The organism is Mycobacterium sp. ML4, assembly GCF_054515735.1.
Genome location: NZ_JBTNSY010000007.1, coordinates 72,271 through 87,488 on the forward strand (window position 1 = coordinate 72,271; position 15,218 = coordinate 87,488).

Consider the following 15,218-nt stretch of genomic DNA (forward strand, 5'->3'; position numbering starts at 1 on the left):
CCCGTTCTTTCTCCACGTGCGGCGCTGTAACTGGTCGCTCGGTGTGGCTTCATCTGGCCACCGGCCTGGTCAGGGACTAGCGTAGGCGGCCATGGGAGCACAACGGGCTTCAGCAGCAGGCCCGTCCACGGACACGCCCGACGGCTTCGGCGTGGCGGTCGTGCGCGAAGAGGGCAAATGGCGCTGCGCGCCGCTGGGCCCCAAGGCGTTGACCAGTTTGTCGGCCGCCGAGACCGAACTGCGGGAGTTGCGCAGCGCGGGCGCGGTCTTCGGCCTGTTGGACGTCGACGACGAATTCTTCGTCATCGTGCGTCCGGCGCCTTCGGGGACGCGGCTGTTCCTCTCGGATGCCACCGCCGCGCTGGATTACGATATCGCGGCCGAGGTGCTGGACAGCCTGGATGCCGAGATCGATCCCGAAGACCTCGAGGACGCCGATCCGTTCGAGGAAGGCGATCTGGGATTGTTGTCCGATATCGGGTTGCCGGAGGCGGTGCTGGGCGTCATCCTCGACGAGAGCGATCTGTACGCCGATGAACAACTCGGCCGCATCGCTCGCGAGATGGGATTCGCCGAGCAGTTGGCGGCGGTGATCGACCGCCTCGGTCGGTGACCGCGAGCGCAGCCGTGGCGATCGCACGCACGGGGCCGGCCGCAGCGGGTCGCCGCCCATCAGGCGGGGTCGGTGACCGACTCTGACGAGGAGCTGATCCGCGCGGCGCTCGCGGTCGCCGGCACCGCCGGACCGCGTGATGTGCCGATCGGTGCCGTCGTCGTCGGCCCCGACGGCATCGAGTTGACTCGGGCGGTCAATGCCCGGGAAGCGTTCGGCGATCCGACTGCACATGCGGAGATCCTGGCGTTGCGGGCAGCTGCCGTGAGGCTGGGCGACGGGTGGCGGCTGGAAGGCGCGACGATCGCGGTCACCGTCGAGCCGTGCACCATGTGCGCCGGGGCATTGGTGCTGGCCCGGGTGGCCCGTTTGGTGTTCGGGGCCTGGGAACCCAAAACCGGAGCGGTCGGCTCACTGTGGGACGTGGTGCGCGACCGCCGGCTCAACCATCGCCCCGAAGTCCGCGGCGGCGTCCTGGCCGCCGAGTGCGCCGCGCCGCTCGAGGAGTTCTTCGCCCGGCAGCGATTGGGGTGAGGGGCGGTCGGTTGGGTAAGCTGCTCGGCGGTGGCGTGTCCGAGCGGCCTAAGGAGCACGCCTCGAAAGCGTGTGACGGCTAAAACCGTCCGAGGGTTCAAATCCCTCCGCCACCGCCAAAGCCCTGGACCCTGCGCCCAAGGTAAGGGGCTATTTTTCTCTTTGCTGGCCAGCGGCGTGCGCACTCTGTGCCCACGCTTTGCCCACATTCTCGAGCCCACATTTTCGAGTGAATAGGACTTGTGGAGAGTGACCGCAACTGCATCGAGATCGGTATCGAACAGGTCCGCGTAGGTGTCCAGAGTGACCTTCGCGGACCTGTGTCCGAGCATCCGTTGCAGCGCCAGAACGTTGACCCCGGCCGAGACGGCCAGGCTCGCCGCGGTATGCCGCAAGTCGTGCGGAGTGATCGCCTGGACGTTCGACCGTTTCACCGCGCCGGCGAACCACCCGCGCGTCGACTACGGCCGCGGCAGGTACTTCCCGTCCGGGCCCCCGAATACCAGCGCACCGGGCTCCTTGTCCTTGCACAGCGGCGATAGCTGGTCGAGGACGAACGACGGTACCGGCACCGAGCGCACCCGGCGTCCCTTGGTCTGGCCCACGGCGTGGTCGACGCCAAGCTGTACGGCGTTATCTGAAACGACCAGACGCCGTTTCAGGAACTCGACATCGCGTACGCGCAGTGCGATCGCCTCACCCCACCGCAGCCCGCAGAACGCCAAGGTGTACCCAGCGGCTGGTGCTCCCCCGCCTCGGCAGCGAGCCGGTGCACGTCAACGGCCGACAGGTAGATGTGCCGGCGGGTGGTTTTGCGTGGCAGACCGTCGATACCTCGAGCCGGGTTGACCGCCAACCGCTTGGCCTTCACCGCATCAGCCAAGATCCCCGACAGGACCCCGTGTGCACGCAGGACTGTGGTAGCGCCACTGCCGTCACGGACCATCTGCGCCACCCACGACTCGATGTCGGGCACGGTGACCTTGGCCACCTGCCAACGGCCCCACTTCGGTTTGACGTGCACACGCCACGCCGACTCGATCATGCGGTAGTTCGACACCGCGGTGGCCTGTTCCTTGCGCGTCAACCAGTCCTGCGCCAGCTCGGCAACCGTGATCCGACCAGCAGTCTCCGGAATGAACTCACCCGTAGGCTTCTTCACCTCGACCGTGTTGGCGATCGCCTCGGCCGCCTTCTTGGTTCGAAAGCCGCGCTTGTCAGTCTGGCGATGATCCGGCGTCCGATAGCGGACCCGATAAAGCGTTACGCTAGAGGTCGTCTCGTGCTTACTTATCGTTGCCATCGGGACTCAACTCGGACGACTCAACAACTACTTGACCGGGCGTCCGGATGGTTGTCGTGACGTTGGGTCCAATGCCTAACTCCACGACGGTGAGAGGTTCGGCGAAAAGTGGTCTGTACGCTTCCCGAAGAAACGGTGCTACCGAAGCTGCTGCAGCGCAACATGATTCGGATGTGGGCTCTGGCGGGCGGCAGCACTCATCAAATGAGGCGCCTACGGGTTCCGTACGGGTTAAGTCGCGGCCGGGCTCGTGCCCGCGTTTCGGCACGCCGGTATACGGTCGGCGCAAGTGGTGCTCGGAGGCATGCCGACTACAGTTCTACCGAGACCAACGGCCGCAGCAGTAAATCCGTTGCCACTCAACCGGTTTACCCAGATTCATCGGTCCGCTGTTCAATGGCAACTCTGTCGTGTGAAATCACGTGCCGCCAGATCCCCAGACTCAGGCTCAACCCGAGCCACAGAACCCCACGGCGTCCGCACTTACCCGGGCGGGGGTGGATGCCATGGGGTCCGGCAACGGGGACGACGACATCACCCGGCGACACGCCGTGTGCGGACGGCTGAGCAAAACCGAATTTGTGACCTGCGTCACATGAGAATAACTCGATGCATCATCGGTGCTGCGCGGCCCCGCGCAAGCCCCTGTTTGCGGCGTGGCGCAACTATCCCGGACTGGGGAGGGTTAGTAGTGCTGCCGGGCAATCTTCGCCGACAGCAGGCTGATCAGGCGAAATTGCCTTTGGAGTAGGCGGTGGCCAGTGTCAGCGGTAGCTGGCATGCTGCACATCGAGGGGACAATTGACACCATATATCACAGACAAGCTGGGGACATGTCTGTGGATAATTTAGTGTAGAAAGGGTGAAGAAGATGGCGAAGGCAAAGGTGGTCACTCGGTCGAAGACGCAAGCGGCTCACACCGCCGCGGTCAAAACCGGTACTGCCGAGATCGCCCAGTTCCTGTCTGACAACCTTGGACCAACACTCACCGCGTTCATCGCCAACGTGGACAAGCGCACCGTCGGCAGATACATCAAGGGAGACCATCCCCGGGAGGATGCAGAGAAGCGCCTTCGAGCCGCCTACCAGATATTCAACCTAATTCACGATGTCGAGGCCAACCACACCGTGCGGGCGTGGTTCATGGGAATGAACCCACAGCTCGACGATGAGTCACCTGCAGAGTCCATTGCTGCGGGCGACTTCCGCGGGACGATGGCCGCCGCAAGGGCATTCATCGCGGGGGGATAGGCAGGTAATCGGTAACGGTGGCGGAGACGCATCTGCGAGGACCGGCCTTGGTGGTTGCCCCATCAAGGCCGGTCTATCGAGTTGGCCGGTCGGGTGACCCACTCAGGCCGAGCAGGATAGCTGCTGAAGACGCATTGGCGACTCGGGCCGGCAACAGGTTCGACGTTGTTGGCGGGCGGGGTTATCTACTGTGGCACTAACGTTAAGGGATGCTTCGCAGAAACTGTCGCTAGGTTCAGGCCAACCCCCAAGATGCGTGAGCTTCTAGACCAGGAGGACGCGGGGTTCGTGACTTGTGGTGGCGTTCCGCAGGATTGGCGCGCTCAGCGCACCATCGTCGCCGCGAGCATTGCGGACGCGCTGCCCTTCCTCGATATTGATCATCCAGTTACGCACGAATACCTCAACGCTAGAATGGCTGGCGAACTGGCCGATTTGGGCGTCGAAACGCTCGATGTAGGCAATGTGCGGGGCGCGAACCGCTTGATCACGCGGGCAGCGTCGAGCTGGGCATACTGGGCCGAAGACGCCGACGGCCCAAAGTATTCCGGCATAAGGTATATGTCACGCGTGCTTCCAGACGAGGAATGCTGGGCTGTCTTCCAAGAAACACCGATCGTCGAAGTGAGCCGGCGCGCGATTGAGATCAACGATCCCGATCTGAAGGCGATCGCCGACATGTGGGGCTTGCGCATCTTCTGACTAGTCAGCTCATCGTTATACGAAGTGGTTGGGTGGGTCGACCAGTGATCGGCACCGCGTGGCCGCAGCGGTCGCATCGACGGTTTGAGCCGTATCGGTGGGTGGCTGAAGGTCGCTCGGGCGGTGAGTTCGCAATGTTCGTAGTCCGCACGGGCGGCGACCGCGGTGCGGTGCCGGTTCCTGCGATCCACCCACCACACCGCAGCGACGATTAGTAGCGGCACGAAGAACCACGGGTAGGCGAGGATCACACTCACCAACGTGAATCCGGCTGGCAATGCGAATAACACCGCGGCCGCCGGATGCCGATCCACCCAGTTGCGACGCGAACAACTGAACTCGATCCCACATCTACAGGTCTAGAACCTGACTCCCGGCCCTACACTCCACCGGGGATTTGACCCCGGTTGCGACGGCTCTAAGCCGGGAATCCAGGGCTGCCGCGGGATCGGTCTGGGATTCGGGGTGGGTGCGGGCGTGGGTGTCGGTCTGGGGTTTGGGGTTGGTCTAGGTGTGGGTGTCGGGGTGGGTGTCGGTCTCGGGTTCGGGGTTGGTCTGGGTGTGGGTGTGGGTGTCGGGGTGGGCGTGGGTCTCGGTGGGGGGGTCGGCGACGGTGGTGGCGTCGTGGTTGGCGGTGGCGTCACGGGTGCCGGCGTTGCCGGTGGTGACTTAGGCATTCCCGGCAAACCGCGCAGCAATTGCGCAATGGGGCACAGTTGCGACCAGGCCTGCGAAACGCCGACGTGATAAGCGAACATCGCCGCCACGTCCTGAGCCCACATCTGTTCATACGCGGCCTCCATGGCCGCAATCGCCGGGATGTTGAAACCGAAGAAGTTGAACCTGGCCAACGTAGCGGTGACAGCCCGGTTCACCGCGACCAGAGCCGGTTGCACAGTCGCAGCTTGAGCGGACTCGAACGCCGCCGCGACCGCTGCAGCTCCACTGGCTGCTCCCTCGGAATGAGTGGCCGCCGCAGCGAGGAAAGCGGCGTACGGCGCGGCCGCCTCGGTCATCTTTGCCGCAGCTGCGCCCTGCCACGCCTCACTAGCCAGGTTGGAGGTAATAGTGGCGAATGAGGTTGCTGCCGATCGCAATTCGTCGGCCAACCCGCTCCACGCCGTCGCCGCGGCCAACATCGGCGCGGATCCGGCACCGGTGTGCAAGAGCGCCGAATTGATCTCCGGAGGCAACATGGGATACGTCATTGGCCGTCCTTTCGCCGCGGCGAACTTCGGATTGAGTAGCTACTATCGACTGGTAGGTTCGGCCCCCCGCCGATACCCATGCATGGACGGCGAACCATCGGGCGGCTTTCGACTCGACCATGACGCTCGTCCCTTGAGAAACGAAGAGGCTCGCCGATCATCCGGCGCATCAATGGCTGAAAGCATATCTTCCGATCGGCGTCATGTACACACGTGTGTAACAACCGGTCGCAATGAGATGCGTAGTCTTTCTGCGACAGTCGGCAAATGATGTTGTGCCCTAGCGTGATGGTCCCTCGGTCGCAGACGTGACCGCCGTGGATGCCCCGTCGGCGACCGCGTTCGCTCGTTTCCACTGGCTGCGCGACGTTACGAACATGCCGGGGTTCCCTTGATCGTGGCCCCGGGCGCGTTGGCCACGTAACCACCGGGGGTGTCCTTCCTCGGCGTTGGGCACCTCTGCCGCTCCGACCGCTGGACCTTCCTGGCTGATCAGTCCTGGTCCCGCCCGGTGGCCAGCGCACGGATCGTCTTCATCTCGCCGTCCGCGAACGGCCGCCCGTCGGGTTGCAACAGGTCGGCAAACCACTGTTTGGGCGGCGTCGTCGCCGGGCGGTTCCACGAGGTCCACGGGTAATAGGTCTGAGTTTTGCCCGCGACCAGTCCCCAGTTGATCGCACCGACGTTGTGTCGCCGGGCAATCGGCAGGATCCCCTCCACCGTGCTGCCCAGTGATCGGGCCAGGTATTCGGTGCAGATGATCGGGCGCCCCAGTGGCGCCAGTTCCCCGATGCGTCCCTCGAACTCACCCGGCGGGGCGTAACTGTGAAATGTGATCACGTCGGCGTTGTCCAGCTGGATGCCGGCGATGGCGCTGCGCGACCCGGCATCACCCCAATTGCCCTGCCACACACCACTTGTCAGCGGTTGTACCGGATCCACCGCACGCGCCCAGCGAAACACCTGAGGCAGCAAGGCCGCCACCTGAGAGAGTTTGTCTTTCCGTTCCACTTTCCGGTATTCGCGGGCGGGATTGTCCGGCTCGTTCCACAAGTCCCAGCCCAGCACGCGATCGTCGTTGCGGAATTGGCTCAACACCCCGGTGACGTACTCGTTCATGATGCCGATGTAGCGGCGGTCATCGATGTGTTCGGCGCCGGGCGCCTGCACCCACCCGGAGTTGTGCACTCCTGGCCTGGGCGCGCGCTGCTGACCGATCCGGGGGAACGGGTCCCAGCAGGAGTCGAACAGCACGAACAGCGGCTTGATGCCGTGACGAGCGGCGATTCCGACGAACTGCGCCAGCCGGGTCTGGAAACCCTGCCGGTCGGCAGCCCAGAGCTGATCATGGAGAAACACCCGCACCGTGTTGAACCCGTGAAACCGGGCCACCCCCAGTTCGTTGTCGATGCGGCGCGGATCGTAAGTACCGGCCTGGAACATCTCCAATTGATTGATGGCCGTCGAGGTGACGTAGTTGACACCCACCAGCCAGCCCTGCGCCTGATACCAGTTGTGCGCACGGTCGGCCGGCCAGCGGCCCGCCTCGGCGGACGCGCGCGGCGTCCGGCTCAGTGCCGTGGCGGCCGCCAGCACCAGCGGGAGCTTCAAAGCGGTTCGGCGATGCACCACGCGACGGTAAATACTGCACCCGTCGCACACTTCGCGGCATACCGGGCCGCGACAATTTGAGAGTGGAAATTGTTATCCCGCCGTCACTTTCGGGATTGGCGTGCTAGCGCAGCTTGCGGCCGTAGCTGTCGGTGACGCTTCCGGTCAGGATCATGATCCCGTCGATGAAACCCCAGATACCAACGCCGAGCAGCACCGGCAGACCGATGATGCAGAACACGGTGAAGATCAAACCGGATAGACCGAGGCACAGCTGAATCACCGCGATCTGGGTGGACTCGAGATAAAAGCGGCCGACGCCGAACGCGCCAAAGAACAGCTGCAGCAGACCGGCAGTCGTCGCGGACTTGTCCGACAGCGGCATGCCGGTAGCGGGATCACGCCCGAACGGCGCCTGCGGATCCATCGGGTAGCCCCCATACCCGGGGTACTGCGGGACAGGCGGGACCGGTGGGCCGGGCGGGATCGGCGGATACTGAGGCGGCTGGTAGCCATGCGGCTGAGCCCACGGCTGCTCGTCGGGATTTTCCGGCGGATTCGGCGTACCCATCGCCTTTCCTAACCACTCACGATCAGCGGGAGCGAGATCATGCCGGCACCGCCGGTCACCACCAGGACCCAGCGGCCGTCGACGGGCAGCGTGACTTCGATCGGGAAAATGGCGAACCCGAGTTCGGCGGTCGTCGCCGCCTCGGGCAATTCGAACTCGATGTTCAGCGGCTCGTCGTCGGTCGGCGGCCTGATCTCGACGTCGATGCGCCGCTCGATGCTGCCGGTCTCTGACTGGGTCAGGACGACGAGCAGGAACTGGGCCAGCCGATCCGCCTCGACGGCGAACCTGAAGAGCACACCACCCGTGACGTTGAGTTTGTTGTCCGACGCCACAGCGGCTTCGGCCAGGAAGGCTCCGACTATCACCTGGTGAAACTACCGCTCCGGCCCAGACAAGCACTGCCGAGGGGCCTTCCGGCTATTGCTGCGGCTGCGGCCCGCCGGTGCCGTAGCCCAGCTGCGAAGCGGTGCAGCGGGCCCCGTCGGTAACGGGCACGGCCTGCACCGCCGTCCCGTAGGCGCAGATCTCCGTCCAGACGTCGCCGAGCTCGGTCGTGTCGAAGCGCATTGCGACGATGGCGTTGCCGCCCTTGGCGCGTGCCTCGTTGATCAGCCGGGCCATCGCTTCTTTACGGCTCTCGGCCAGGTTCTTGGTCATCCCCGTGGACCCCAAAGATCCGCACTACTGGCGCTTGGTGGGACGGCACAACCTGGACCATCCACACCCGCCCGCTCTCGCCCGCGGTATTTCTCGTAAGTGGTGTCTTCTTCGGCGGTTTGAGTCGCGGGATAGGCGGATCGGCCGAAGTAGCCCTCCAAGTGGTCTCGATTTAGACTCGCGCGGGTGGGATCAGATGAATTGCAGGTCGTACTTGGTCAGCTGGGGGTCACGGCCAGCCAATGGCAGGGCCTCGGCGCTCAACTCGCCACCGGAACGACGCCGCCGGCACCGGGCCATCCATTCCAAGCCACCACGGCGGCGGTGATTGGTATCGACGCAGGAATTGGCGGCGCGGCGGCGGCCTTGGCCACCCGAACTCAGGCTGCGGCTGCCGCGGTGGCCACAGCAGCCGCAGGGTACGCCAACCAAGAGGCCAGCGCCGCAGGCGAGATGGCCGCCGTGGCGCAGGTGAGGGTGGTATAGATGCCGGCCACGTTGTCGCAAATCCAGGCATGGAGCACCGAGCACCTCATCGAGGCAGCCATCTACTGGACGAAAACCGCCGATCAGTGGGAAGACGTCTTCCTGCGGATGCGTAACCAGTCCTATGGCATCGCCTGGAACGGCGCCGGGGGCGACGCGCTACGGGAACGGACCAGCGCCGACCTGCCGATCGTTAGCGCAAAAGCCGACCAGCTGCGCGAAGCAGCAGCGATGGCGCGCAACGGTGCCAGCGACATCAGCGCTGCCCAACGACGAGTGCTCTATGCCGTTGAGGACGCCCAGACCGCGGGATTCACTATCGAAGAAGACTTATCGGTCACCGATACCCGTGCTGGCACTACGGCCGCAGAGCAGGCCGCTCGACAGGCTCAGGCGCAAGCTTTCGCCGGGGATATCCGCGTGCGCGCAGAACAGCTCGACGGGGCAGAGATCAAGGTTGCAGGAAAACTTTCCGCCACCACCGCTGGTCTCAGCAACGTCAGCTTTGCGCAAAACCCGATCTCCAACCCTGCTCAAGCTCCGGCGACCCACCGCAACGGGGTCCAGTTAGTCGACTTCACACAGAACAGCGGCGACCCACCTCCATTTGCGCCGTGGGACACCTCTGATGGAACGCCGCCACCGCCCCAGCCCGCGTTCCTTCCGCCGTACGAGCAGGCCCTCACGGCGCCCCCAGCGCCGCCTACGCCGGGCCCGCCGATGCCCGCGTCCCCACCGCCGGCGGCGCCGCTCACCGCGACCGGTCCGGGCAGCCCCGCGGCCGCCAAACCCGGATGCAGCATCTACGACGCGACGAAAGCGCTCCTGGAACCCCCGGTCGGCATGATTGGGATCTTGACCGCAGTCCCCGAGGGTGCGACCGGCGTCGGCATCCCCGCCGCGCTCGGTCAAATCGCTGTCGGTACGGTAGCAGTCGCTGACGGCCTGGACGCCGCCGGCAAATGTCTGGATTGACGTGAAGACCTACGGCCGAGCGTTCTACCTAGCGATGTCTGCGCTGTCCCTAGCCCTGTTCGTGCTGAATGTGTGCACCCACGGCACGACGCTGGGCCTGATCGGTACTGGAGGCCTCGCCGTCGTGATGGGCTACATCGCCTACCGGGTCTGGTCGGGCAAGCGCAACATGAACCGGCGATAGCGATGATCGTCGGGTTCGCAGTGTTGGTTGGCAAGAAGGCCCGAGACTCCCAAAGCTGAACCAGCTCATCGGATGGGAGCAGCCTTTGACCTGCAAGGACCACCCCAGCCTCGACACGCCACACCTTCCCGGTGGGGTGCCTCTCTATCTGTCACGAGGCATTTACCTTCGCTTCCGAAGGCATTCGGGCGGTGCGGATTTCGTCGGCGAGCATGAGTCGCCAGAGGTATCCGGCGAGGTGCCGCTTGAGCGCACGTGTGGCGTAGCGAGGTGATTTGTTGCGTCACAACGAAACTTTCCTACCCGGCCGCGCAGGCCTGGCCCGCACAGAAGAGATCCCAGGGATCGACATAGACAGGATCAAGCCCCGCCTGGCGTTTAAGCCATCGTTGAGGTGGAAATTGTAATATGTTGTCGCAGAACACAATTCGCTGCCGACGACAGGTCTGCCCGATTTTGGGCATAGCCGTGCAACCGCATTTTGTTGTGACAAGATTAGCAAGGTTGCCCTGTGGCGTATGTCAACTGATCACGGCGTGTCGCGCGCTTTGCGACAACCAAGATCAGTTCACCTAACGTGGACAAAATGGCATCCTATGTAAAGGTGTGACTTCGGTCAACACCTATTGGGTTGTGAGCCCGGCTTCCCCTGATCTGTCGTGTCATACCCTGCAGCTCGCCACCGAACATCGACTTGAACCCGGCGCCGAACTGCGCGAGAGCATTTCGAGACCGCACGGTGACACCTAAGACTTCGCCGCAGACGCGCTGGATCTCCCAACCGGGGACGTCATTGGTAGTGACGACGAGCACCGGACAGGCCTTTCTGCCGAGCACCGTTCCGGCGGTCGCTATATTCGACGAAGTCAATGTCGAGGAGGCGTCGGTGGATGATGTCATCGACTTCGACGACCTGACGTCGCCGCAGTTGACTGACGTCCAGCGGCAGATCCTGGAATTCACCGAGAGCCGCCACGTCGAACTCGATATCGACACGATGCTCGCCGAGGCCCGCGACCGCGCCGGCGCCACAGATCTCGACGACACCAACGGCTTCACGGACCGCCTCGCGGCGCACGTCGCCGCGATCAACAACGACGACGGGTTGCGCCAACTCTCCCGGTCGACGCTGCGGCAACGGGTGGTGCGATTGCTGCGCAACCGGTTGTCGCTGACCGACCTGATCAAGCGTTACCCCGAGATCGAGTCGATCCCGATCGAGAAACCGATCATCGTCGTCGGTATGCCGCGCTCGGGCACCACGCATCTGGTGAACCTCATCGCCGCCGACCCGCGCCGGCGGGCGCTGCCCTACTGGGAAAGCCAGGAACCTATCCCGGCCCGCGGTGAAGGCCCGGACATCTTCGGTGTGGATCCGCGATACACGCGGTGCAAGCAGGAACACGACGCGCTCATGGTCAGCGCCCCCGTGGTAGCGGCCATGCACGACCGCTTCCCCGAGGCCATCGAGGAGGAAGTCGAGATCCTGGACCTGGACCTGGCATCCTACGTCCTGGAATGGCACGCCCGGGTGCCGGCCTGGCGGGACTACTACCTTGCGCTGGACCAGTTCCGTCACTACGGATACCTGCGAAAAGTGCTGCAGGCGTTGACGTTCCTGCGTGGTCCGCAGACCTGGGTACTCAAGAGCCCGCAGCACTGCGAGCAACTCGGGCCGCTGATCGCCACCTTTCCCGACGCGACCGTCGCTTTCACCCACCGCGATCCCGTCGCGGTGATCCAGTCGGCAATCACCATGATGGCTTACTCTGATCGGCTGCGCCGGAACAGCATCGACCCGGGTTGGCTGCTGGACTACTGGAGCGACCGGGTGCACCGACTGCTCAGCGCGTGCGTGCGTGACCGCGATCTGGTGCCCGCCGAACGTAGCGTCGACATCAGCTTCCACCACCTCAACGGCAATGAAATGCCGCTGCTGAGTGCACTTTACCGGCGTGCCGGCACGGAATTACCCGATAAGGTGCGGCGACACTTCCAGAAGTACCTGGATGGCAACCCTCGCGGCATGCACGGCCGGATCCATTACGACCTGCAGCGCCATTTCGGCATCTCGCCCGACGAACTCCGTGGGCGATTCGACTTCTACTTCGACAGATTCGACGTCCTTGCCGAATGAAGGGGACCTCGTGACATTCGAACCGTTGTACCGAAGCCGCCCCGGCGCCGATGCCATGCGCCCGGCATCCGCCGACCACGCCGAGCAGATCGCCCCCGGCATCTGGTGCTCGCCGGGGCTGTCGAACGCCTACCTGCTGACCACCGACGAAGGCCGGGTGATCGTCAATACCGGAATGGGCTTCGAGGGACCCGTGCACCGGGCCAACTTCGACGCGGTCGACCGTTCGCCGGTGCGCTACATCATCCTCACCCAGGGTCACGTCGATCACGTCGGCGGTCTGGACAGCTTCCGCGATCCCGATACCACTGTGGTGGCGCAGGCGAATTGGAAACTGTGGCGCGACGACAACGAGCGCCTCATCCCGTATCGGGCCAGCCGCAGTGCGTTCGCTTTCAAAGACACCCTGGCCGCCGGCGTCCAGGCCATCCAACAACGTCTGGGCACCAAAAGGCTGCCCGGCCAGAGCGTTCCCGTCGTCGACATCGACTTCGACGACACGCTGACCCTGCAGGTGGGCACCCGGTGGCTGGAGCTGATCTCGGTGCCCGGCGGGGAGACCACCGACTCGTTGGTGGTGTGGCTTCCCGAGGAGCGTATCTGCTTGTGCGGGAACACGTTCGGTCCCATCTTCGGACACATCCCCAACCTGGTCACCATCCGCGGCGACCGGTGCCGCGACGCGCTGACGGCCATCGCGTCGGTCGAGCGGGTGCGTGAGCTACGGCCGAAGCTGTTGGTCACCGGCCATTTCGAACCGATCGCGGGTGCGGATCGGATCGACGCGGAGCTCACCCGGTTGCGCGACGCGATTCGGTACATCCACGATCAGACAGTCGCCGGTATGAACGCCGGCAAGGACGTCGTAGCGCTGATGCGCGAGATCACGCTGCCCACGGAACATGAAGTGGGTCAAGGCTACGGGAAGGTCGCATGGGACGTGCGCGCGATCTGGGAGAACTACTCGGGGTGGTTTCATCACCGCTCGACCACCGAGCTCTATCCGGTGAGATTCGATGAAGTGTCCGCCGACATCGTCGAACTCGCCGGCGCCGACGCCCTGATCGATCGCGCCCGGGCACATTTGTGCGCGGGGCGCCCGCTGCACGCGATCCATCTGGCGGAACTGGTCGCTCGTGACCATCCGGGCGCACGTGAGGTGCTCATCCAGGCCCACGAGGATCTGCTGGCGCAAAGCGAAAACTTTTGGGAGACAGCGTGGCTCAAGCACCAGATTGCGAGCAACTCATGACCGCGCGGGTCAGCTTCGACTTCACCGGAACCTCGGCGCTGATCACCGGCGCCACCAGCGGCATCGGCCACGGGATCGCCACGTTGTTCCGGGACACCGGCGCCGAGGTCACGATCACCGGAACCAAGTCCGATGCCGGTGAATACGACACAGACCTCTCCGGCATGACGTATCACCAGTTGCACATCGCCGATCCCGAGTCTGTCGACGCGCTGACGCGGCGATTCACCGAACTCGACGTCCTGGTGAACAACGCGGGAGCGAATTTTCCTGGTGGACTTGATGAATCGAAGCCGGACGGGTTCGAGGCGTCGGTGACGCTCAATCTGACCGGACCGTATCGGCTGACCGTCGGAATGCGCCGCGCCCTGAAGGCATCGACGGCCACCGGCGGAGCCAGCGTCGTCAACATGGCCTCGATGTCGGCACTGTGCGCCGTCCCGCTGGTCCCCGGCTACGGTGCGGCCAAGGCCGGAATCATCTGCGTCACTAGAAACCTCGCGGTGAAATGGGCGCCCCTGGGCATCCGGGTGAACGCGGTGGCACCGGGCACCATCGACACCCCGATGACCGCGCCCATGCATGCGGTGACCGAACTGGTGGACGCCGAGTTGGCGCATATTCCGCTGCAGCGCTTCGGATCGGTCGGGGAGATCGCGCCCACGGTAGCCTTCTTGTGCACCGAGCAAAGCAGTTACACCACCGGTGCGGTGTTCGTCGTCGACGGCGCATCGGACTGCATCTGAGGACGGACTCAGGCCCGACTTCACCGGACTCCTACGGGCCGACAGCGTGTGCCCGCGCTGTCCTGAGGTATTACAGCCCGAACGACGGTGGCGGCGGCGGTGCAAACTCAGTGACCAGAACCGGCAACGAGATCGCTCCGGTGCCGCCGGTCACCACCATCACCCATCGACCGTCGCTGGGAAGCTGGAGCTGTAACTCGAAGAAGGCGAATCCGGGAAAATCCGCGACCGCGGCTTCCGGCACCTCGAACTCCAGCCGGATCGGGTCGTCGTCGGTGGGCGGCCGCATCTCGATCTTGACGGTGCGATCGGTGTTGCCGGGCTCGGCCTGAGTCAATACGACCAGCATAAATCGGGCAGATCGGTCGGGTCCGAGCGCAAAGCGGGACAGCACTCCGCCCGACACATTGAGCTTGTTGTCGACCACGGCGGCTGCATCGGCCAGAAAGGCGCCCGTAAGTATCACGTCGCTGAACCTACCGCAGGAAGGTGACCAGCCTGAACGTCCGTCAGCAGCACCATATTCACCCCGAAATTTCCTAGACGTAAATAGTTTCTAATTGCTACTATCACTGCAGTTGTCGTTGCTGACACTAGGAGATGCCAATGCAGTCCATGACTATCGGCTCAGCCGTCGCCGACATCGGCTCTCAAATCTCCGACAATGCTTTCGGGGGTATGCAGGCCGGTGCGAATGCAGCCAACGTGCTGACCTCACTGTTGCCCGCCGGCGCCGAAGAGGTGTCCGCCCAGGCGGTGGCGGCGTTCACCAATGAGGCAGCCCAGATGCTCGCGCTGAACCAGGCCGCCCAGCAGGAGTTGATGCGGGTCGGTTCGGCGATCGGGGACATCGCGCGGATGTACTCCGATGTCGACGTGGCCGCCGCCGACAGTGTGGTGGGAATCGGTTTGCAGTTGAGCGCGCGGATGTCAGGGGTCTAAAGGTCCACCTTCGCCGAACTTCGCATCACTTTCCCGCGCAAG

15 protein-coding genes, 1 tRNA gene and 5 pseudogenes are annotated in these 15,218 nt (G+C 64.1%); 13 read left to right on the top strand and 8 right to left on the bottom strand.

From position 1 onward, the window contains the following. The first annotated feature begins 91 nt into the window (after positions 1-91). From ACX9NE_RS09460 to ACX9NE_RS09470, 3 genes are all read left to right on the top strand, one after another. Positions 92-613: a tRNA adenosine deaminase-associated protein gene (locus ACX9NE_RS09460; RefSeq protein WP_459361427.1), complete on the top strand. Its 522-nt coding sequence runs from the start codon at positions 92-94 to the stop codon at positions 611-613. A 72-nt stretch (positions 614-685) separates the two neighbouring features. Beyond that, positions 686-1,147 carry a nucleoside deaminase gene (locus tag ACX9NE_RS09465; RefSeq protein ID WP_459361428.1) on the top strand — a complete coding sequence of 154 codons (462 nt, stop codon included), beginning with the start codon at positions 686-688 and terminating at the stop codon, positions 1,145-1,147. 29 nt (positions 1,148-1,176) lie between these two features. Continuing rightward, a tRNA-Ser gene (locus ACX9NE_RS09470) sits at positions 1,177-1,266 on the top strand. Between the two features lie 78 nt (positions 1,267-1,344). On the opposite strand, the pseudogene ACX9NE_RS09475 reads toward ACX9NE_RS09470, so the two are convergent. Beyond that, positions 1,345-2,450, bottom strand: a pseudogene (locus tag ACX9NE_RS09475) (tyrosine-type recombinase/integrase); the annotation flags it as partial. 871 nt (positions 2,451-3,321) lie between these two features. Between ACX9NE_RS09475 and ACX9NE_RS09480 the strand changes: the two are divergent. The 3 genes from ACX9NE_RS09480 (at position 3,322) to ACX9NE_RS09490 (ending at position 5,151) form a co-directional block, all read left to right on the top strand. Further along, positions 3,322-3,702 (top strand): hypothetical protein, encoded by a 381-nt coding sequence (locus tag ACX9NE_RS09480; RefSeq protein WP_459361609.1) that lies wholly within the window; start codon positions 3,322-3,324, stop codon positions 3,700-3,702. Positions 3,703-3,870: 168 nt separating this feature from the next. Further along, positions 3,871-4,404: an RES family NAD+ phosphorylase gene (locus ACX9NE_RS09485; RefSeq protein ID WP_459361429.1), complete on the top strand. Its 534-nt coding sequence runs from the start codon at positions 3,871-3,873 to the stop codon at positions 4,402-4,404. A 477-nt stretch (positions 4,405-4,881) separates the two neighbouring features. After that, positions 4,882-5,151 carry a hypothetical protein gene (locus ACX9NE_RS09490; protein ID WP_459377720.1) on the top strand — a complete coding sequence of 90 codons (270 nt, stop codon included), beginning with the start codon at positions 4,882-4,884 and terminating at the stop codon, positions 5,149-5,151. A 26-nt stretch (positions 5,152-5,177) separates the two neighbouring features. On the opposite strand, the pseudogene ACX9NE_RS09495 reads toward ACX9NE_RS09490, so the two are convergent. The 5 genes and pseudogenes from ACX9NE_RS09495 to ACX9NE_RS09515 form a co-directional block, all read right to left on the bottom strand. Continuing rightward, positions 5,178-5,612 (bottom strand): annotated as a pseudogene (locus ACX9NE_RS09495) (PPE family protein); the annotation flags it as partial. Between the two features lie 492 nt (positions 5,613-6,104). Beyond that, positions 6,105-7,241, bottom strand: a complete 1,137-nt coding sequence (locus ACX9NE_RS09500) for a cellulase family glycosylhydrolase (protein ID WP_459361430.1) — start codon at positions 7,239-7,241, stop codon at positions 6,105-6,107. 106 nt (positions 7,242-7,347) lie between these two features. Next, entirely contained in the window at positions 7,348-7,794 is a 447-nt protein-coding gene (locus ACX9NE_RS09505; protein WP_459361431.1) for a TM2 domain-containing protein, read from the bottom strand. Between the two features lie 8 nt (positions 7,795-7,802). Beyond that, on the bottom strand, positions 7,803-8,162 hold the full coding sequence (locus ACX9NE_RS09510; RefSeq protein ID WP_459361432.1) for a hypothetical protein: 360 nt from the start codon (positions 8,160-8,162) through the stop codon (positions 7,803-7,805). A 52-nt stretch (positions 8,163-8,214) separates the two neighbouring features. After that, a pseudogene (locus ACX9NE_RS09515) lies at positions 8,215-8,457 on the bottom strand (YbjQ family protein); the annotation flags it as partial. Positions 8,458-8,640: 183 nt separating this feature from the next. Here ACX9NE_RS09515 and ACX9NE_RS09520 point away from each other — a divergent pair. The 3 genes and pseudogenes from ACX9NE_RS09520 (at position 8,641) to ACX9NE_RS09530 (ending at position 10,099) form a co-directional block, all read left to right on the top strand. Next, positions 8,641-8,940: a hypothetical protein gene (locus tag ACX9NE_RS09520; RefSeq protein WP_459361433.1), complete on the top strand. Its 300-nt coding sequence runs from the start codon at positions 8,641-8,643 to the stop codon at positions 8,938-8,940. Further along, positions 8,941-9,096 (top strand): annotated as a pseudogene (locus tag ACX9NE_RS09525) (hypothetical protein); the annotation flags it as partial. An 820-nt stretch (positions 9,097-9,916) separates the two neighbouring features. After that, the gene (locus tag ACX9NE_RS09530; RefSeq protein WP_459361434.1) at positions 9,917-10,099 is read left to right on the top strand and encodes a hypothetical protein; all 183 of its coding nucleotides are present in this window, start codon (positions 9,917-9,919) and stop codon (positions 10,097-10,099) included. A 639-nt stretch (positions 10,100-10,738) separates the two neighbouring features. On the opposite strand, the pseudogene ACX9NE_RS09535 reads toward ACX9NE_RS09530, so the two are convergent. Further along, positions 10,739-10,912 (bottom strand): annotated as a pseudogene (locus tag ACX9NE_RS09535) (heavy metal-binding domain-containing protein); the annotation flags it as partial. Positions 10,913-10,985: 73 nt separating this feature from the next. Between ACX9NE_RS09535 and ACX9NE_RS09540 the strand changes: the two are divergent. From ACX9NE_RS09540 to ACX9NE_RS09550, 3 genes are read left to right on the top strand one after another with little or no spacing between them, the layout of a single operon-like run. Beyond that, a complete protein-coding gene (locus ACX9NE_RS09540; RefSeq protein ID WP_459361435.1) occupies positions 10,986-12,236 on the top strand; it encodes a sulfotransferase family protein in 1,251 nt (416 codons plus the stop codon). Positions 12,237-12,291: 55 nt separating this feature from the next. After that, positions 12,292-13,488 (top strand): MBL fold metallo-hydrolase, encoded by a 1,197-nt coding sequence (locus tag ACX9NE_RS09545; protein WP_459361610.1) that lies wholly within the window; start codon positions 12,292-12,294, stop codon positions 13,486-13,488. Then, positions 13,485-14,234, top strand: coding sequence for an SDR family NAD(P)-dependent oxidoreductase (locus ACX9NE_RS09550; protein ID WP_459361436.1), 750 nt, complete (start codon positions 13,485-13,487; stop codon positions 14,232-14,234). The genes ACX9NE_RS09545 and ACX9NE_RS09550 overlap by 4 nt, the downstream gene beginning before the upstream one ends. 70 nt (positions 14,235-14,304) lie before the next feature. Here the strand turns inward: ACX9NE_RS09550 and ACX9NE_RS09555 are convergent, their stop codons facing one another. Beyond that, positions 14,305-14,700: a hypothetical protein gene (locus ACX9NE_RS09555; RefSeq protein WP_459361437.1), complete on the bottom strand. Its 396-nt coding sequence runs from the start codon at positions 14,698-14,700 to the stop codon at positions 14,305-14,307. A gap of 140 nt (positions 14,701-14,840) precedes the next feature. Between ACX9NE_RS09555 and ACX9NE_RS09560 the strand changes: the two genes are divergently transcribed. Next, positions 14,841-15,176, top strand: coding sequence for a PE family protein (locus ACX9NE_RS09560; RefSeq protein WP_459361438.1), 336 nt, complete (start codon positions 14,841-14,843; stop codon positions 15,174-15,176). Positions 15,177-15,218: the final 42 nt, after the last annotated feature.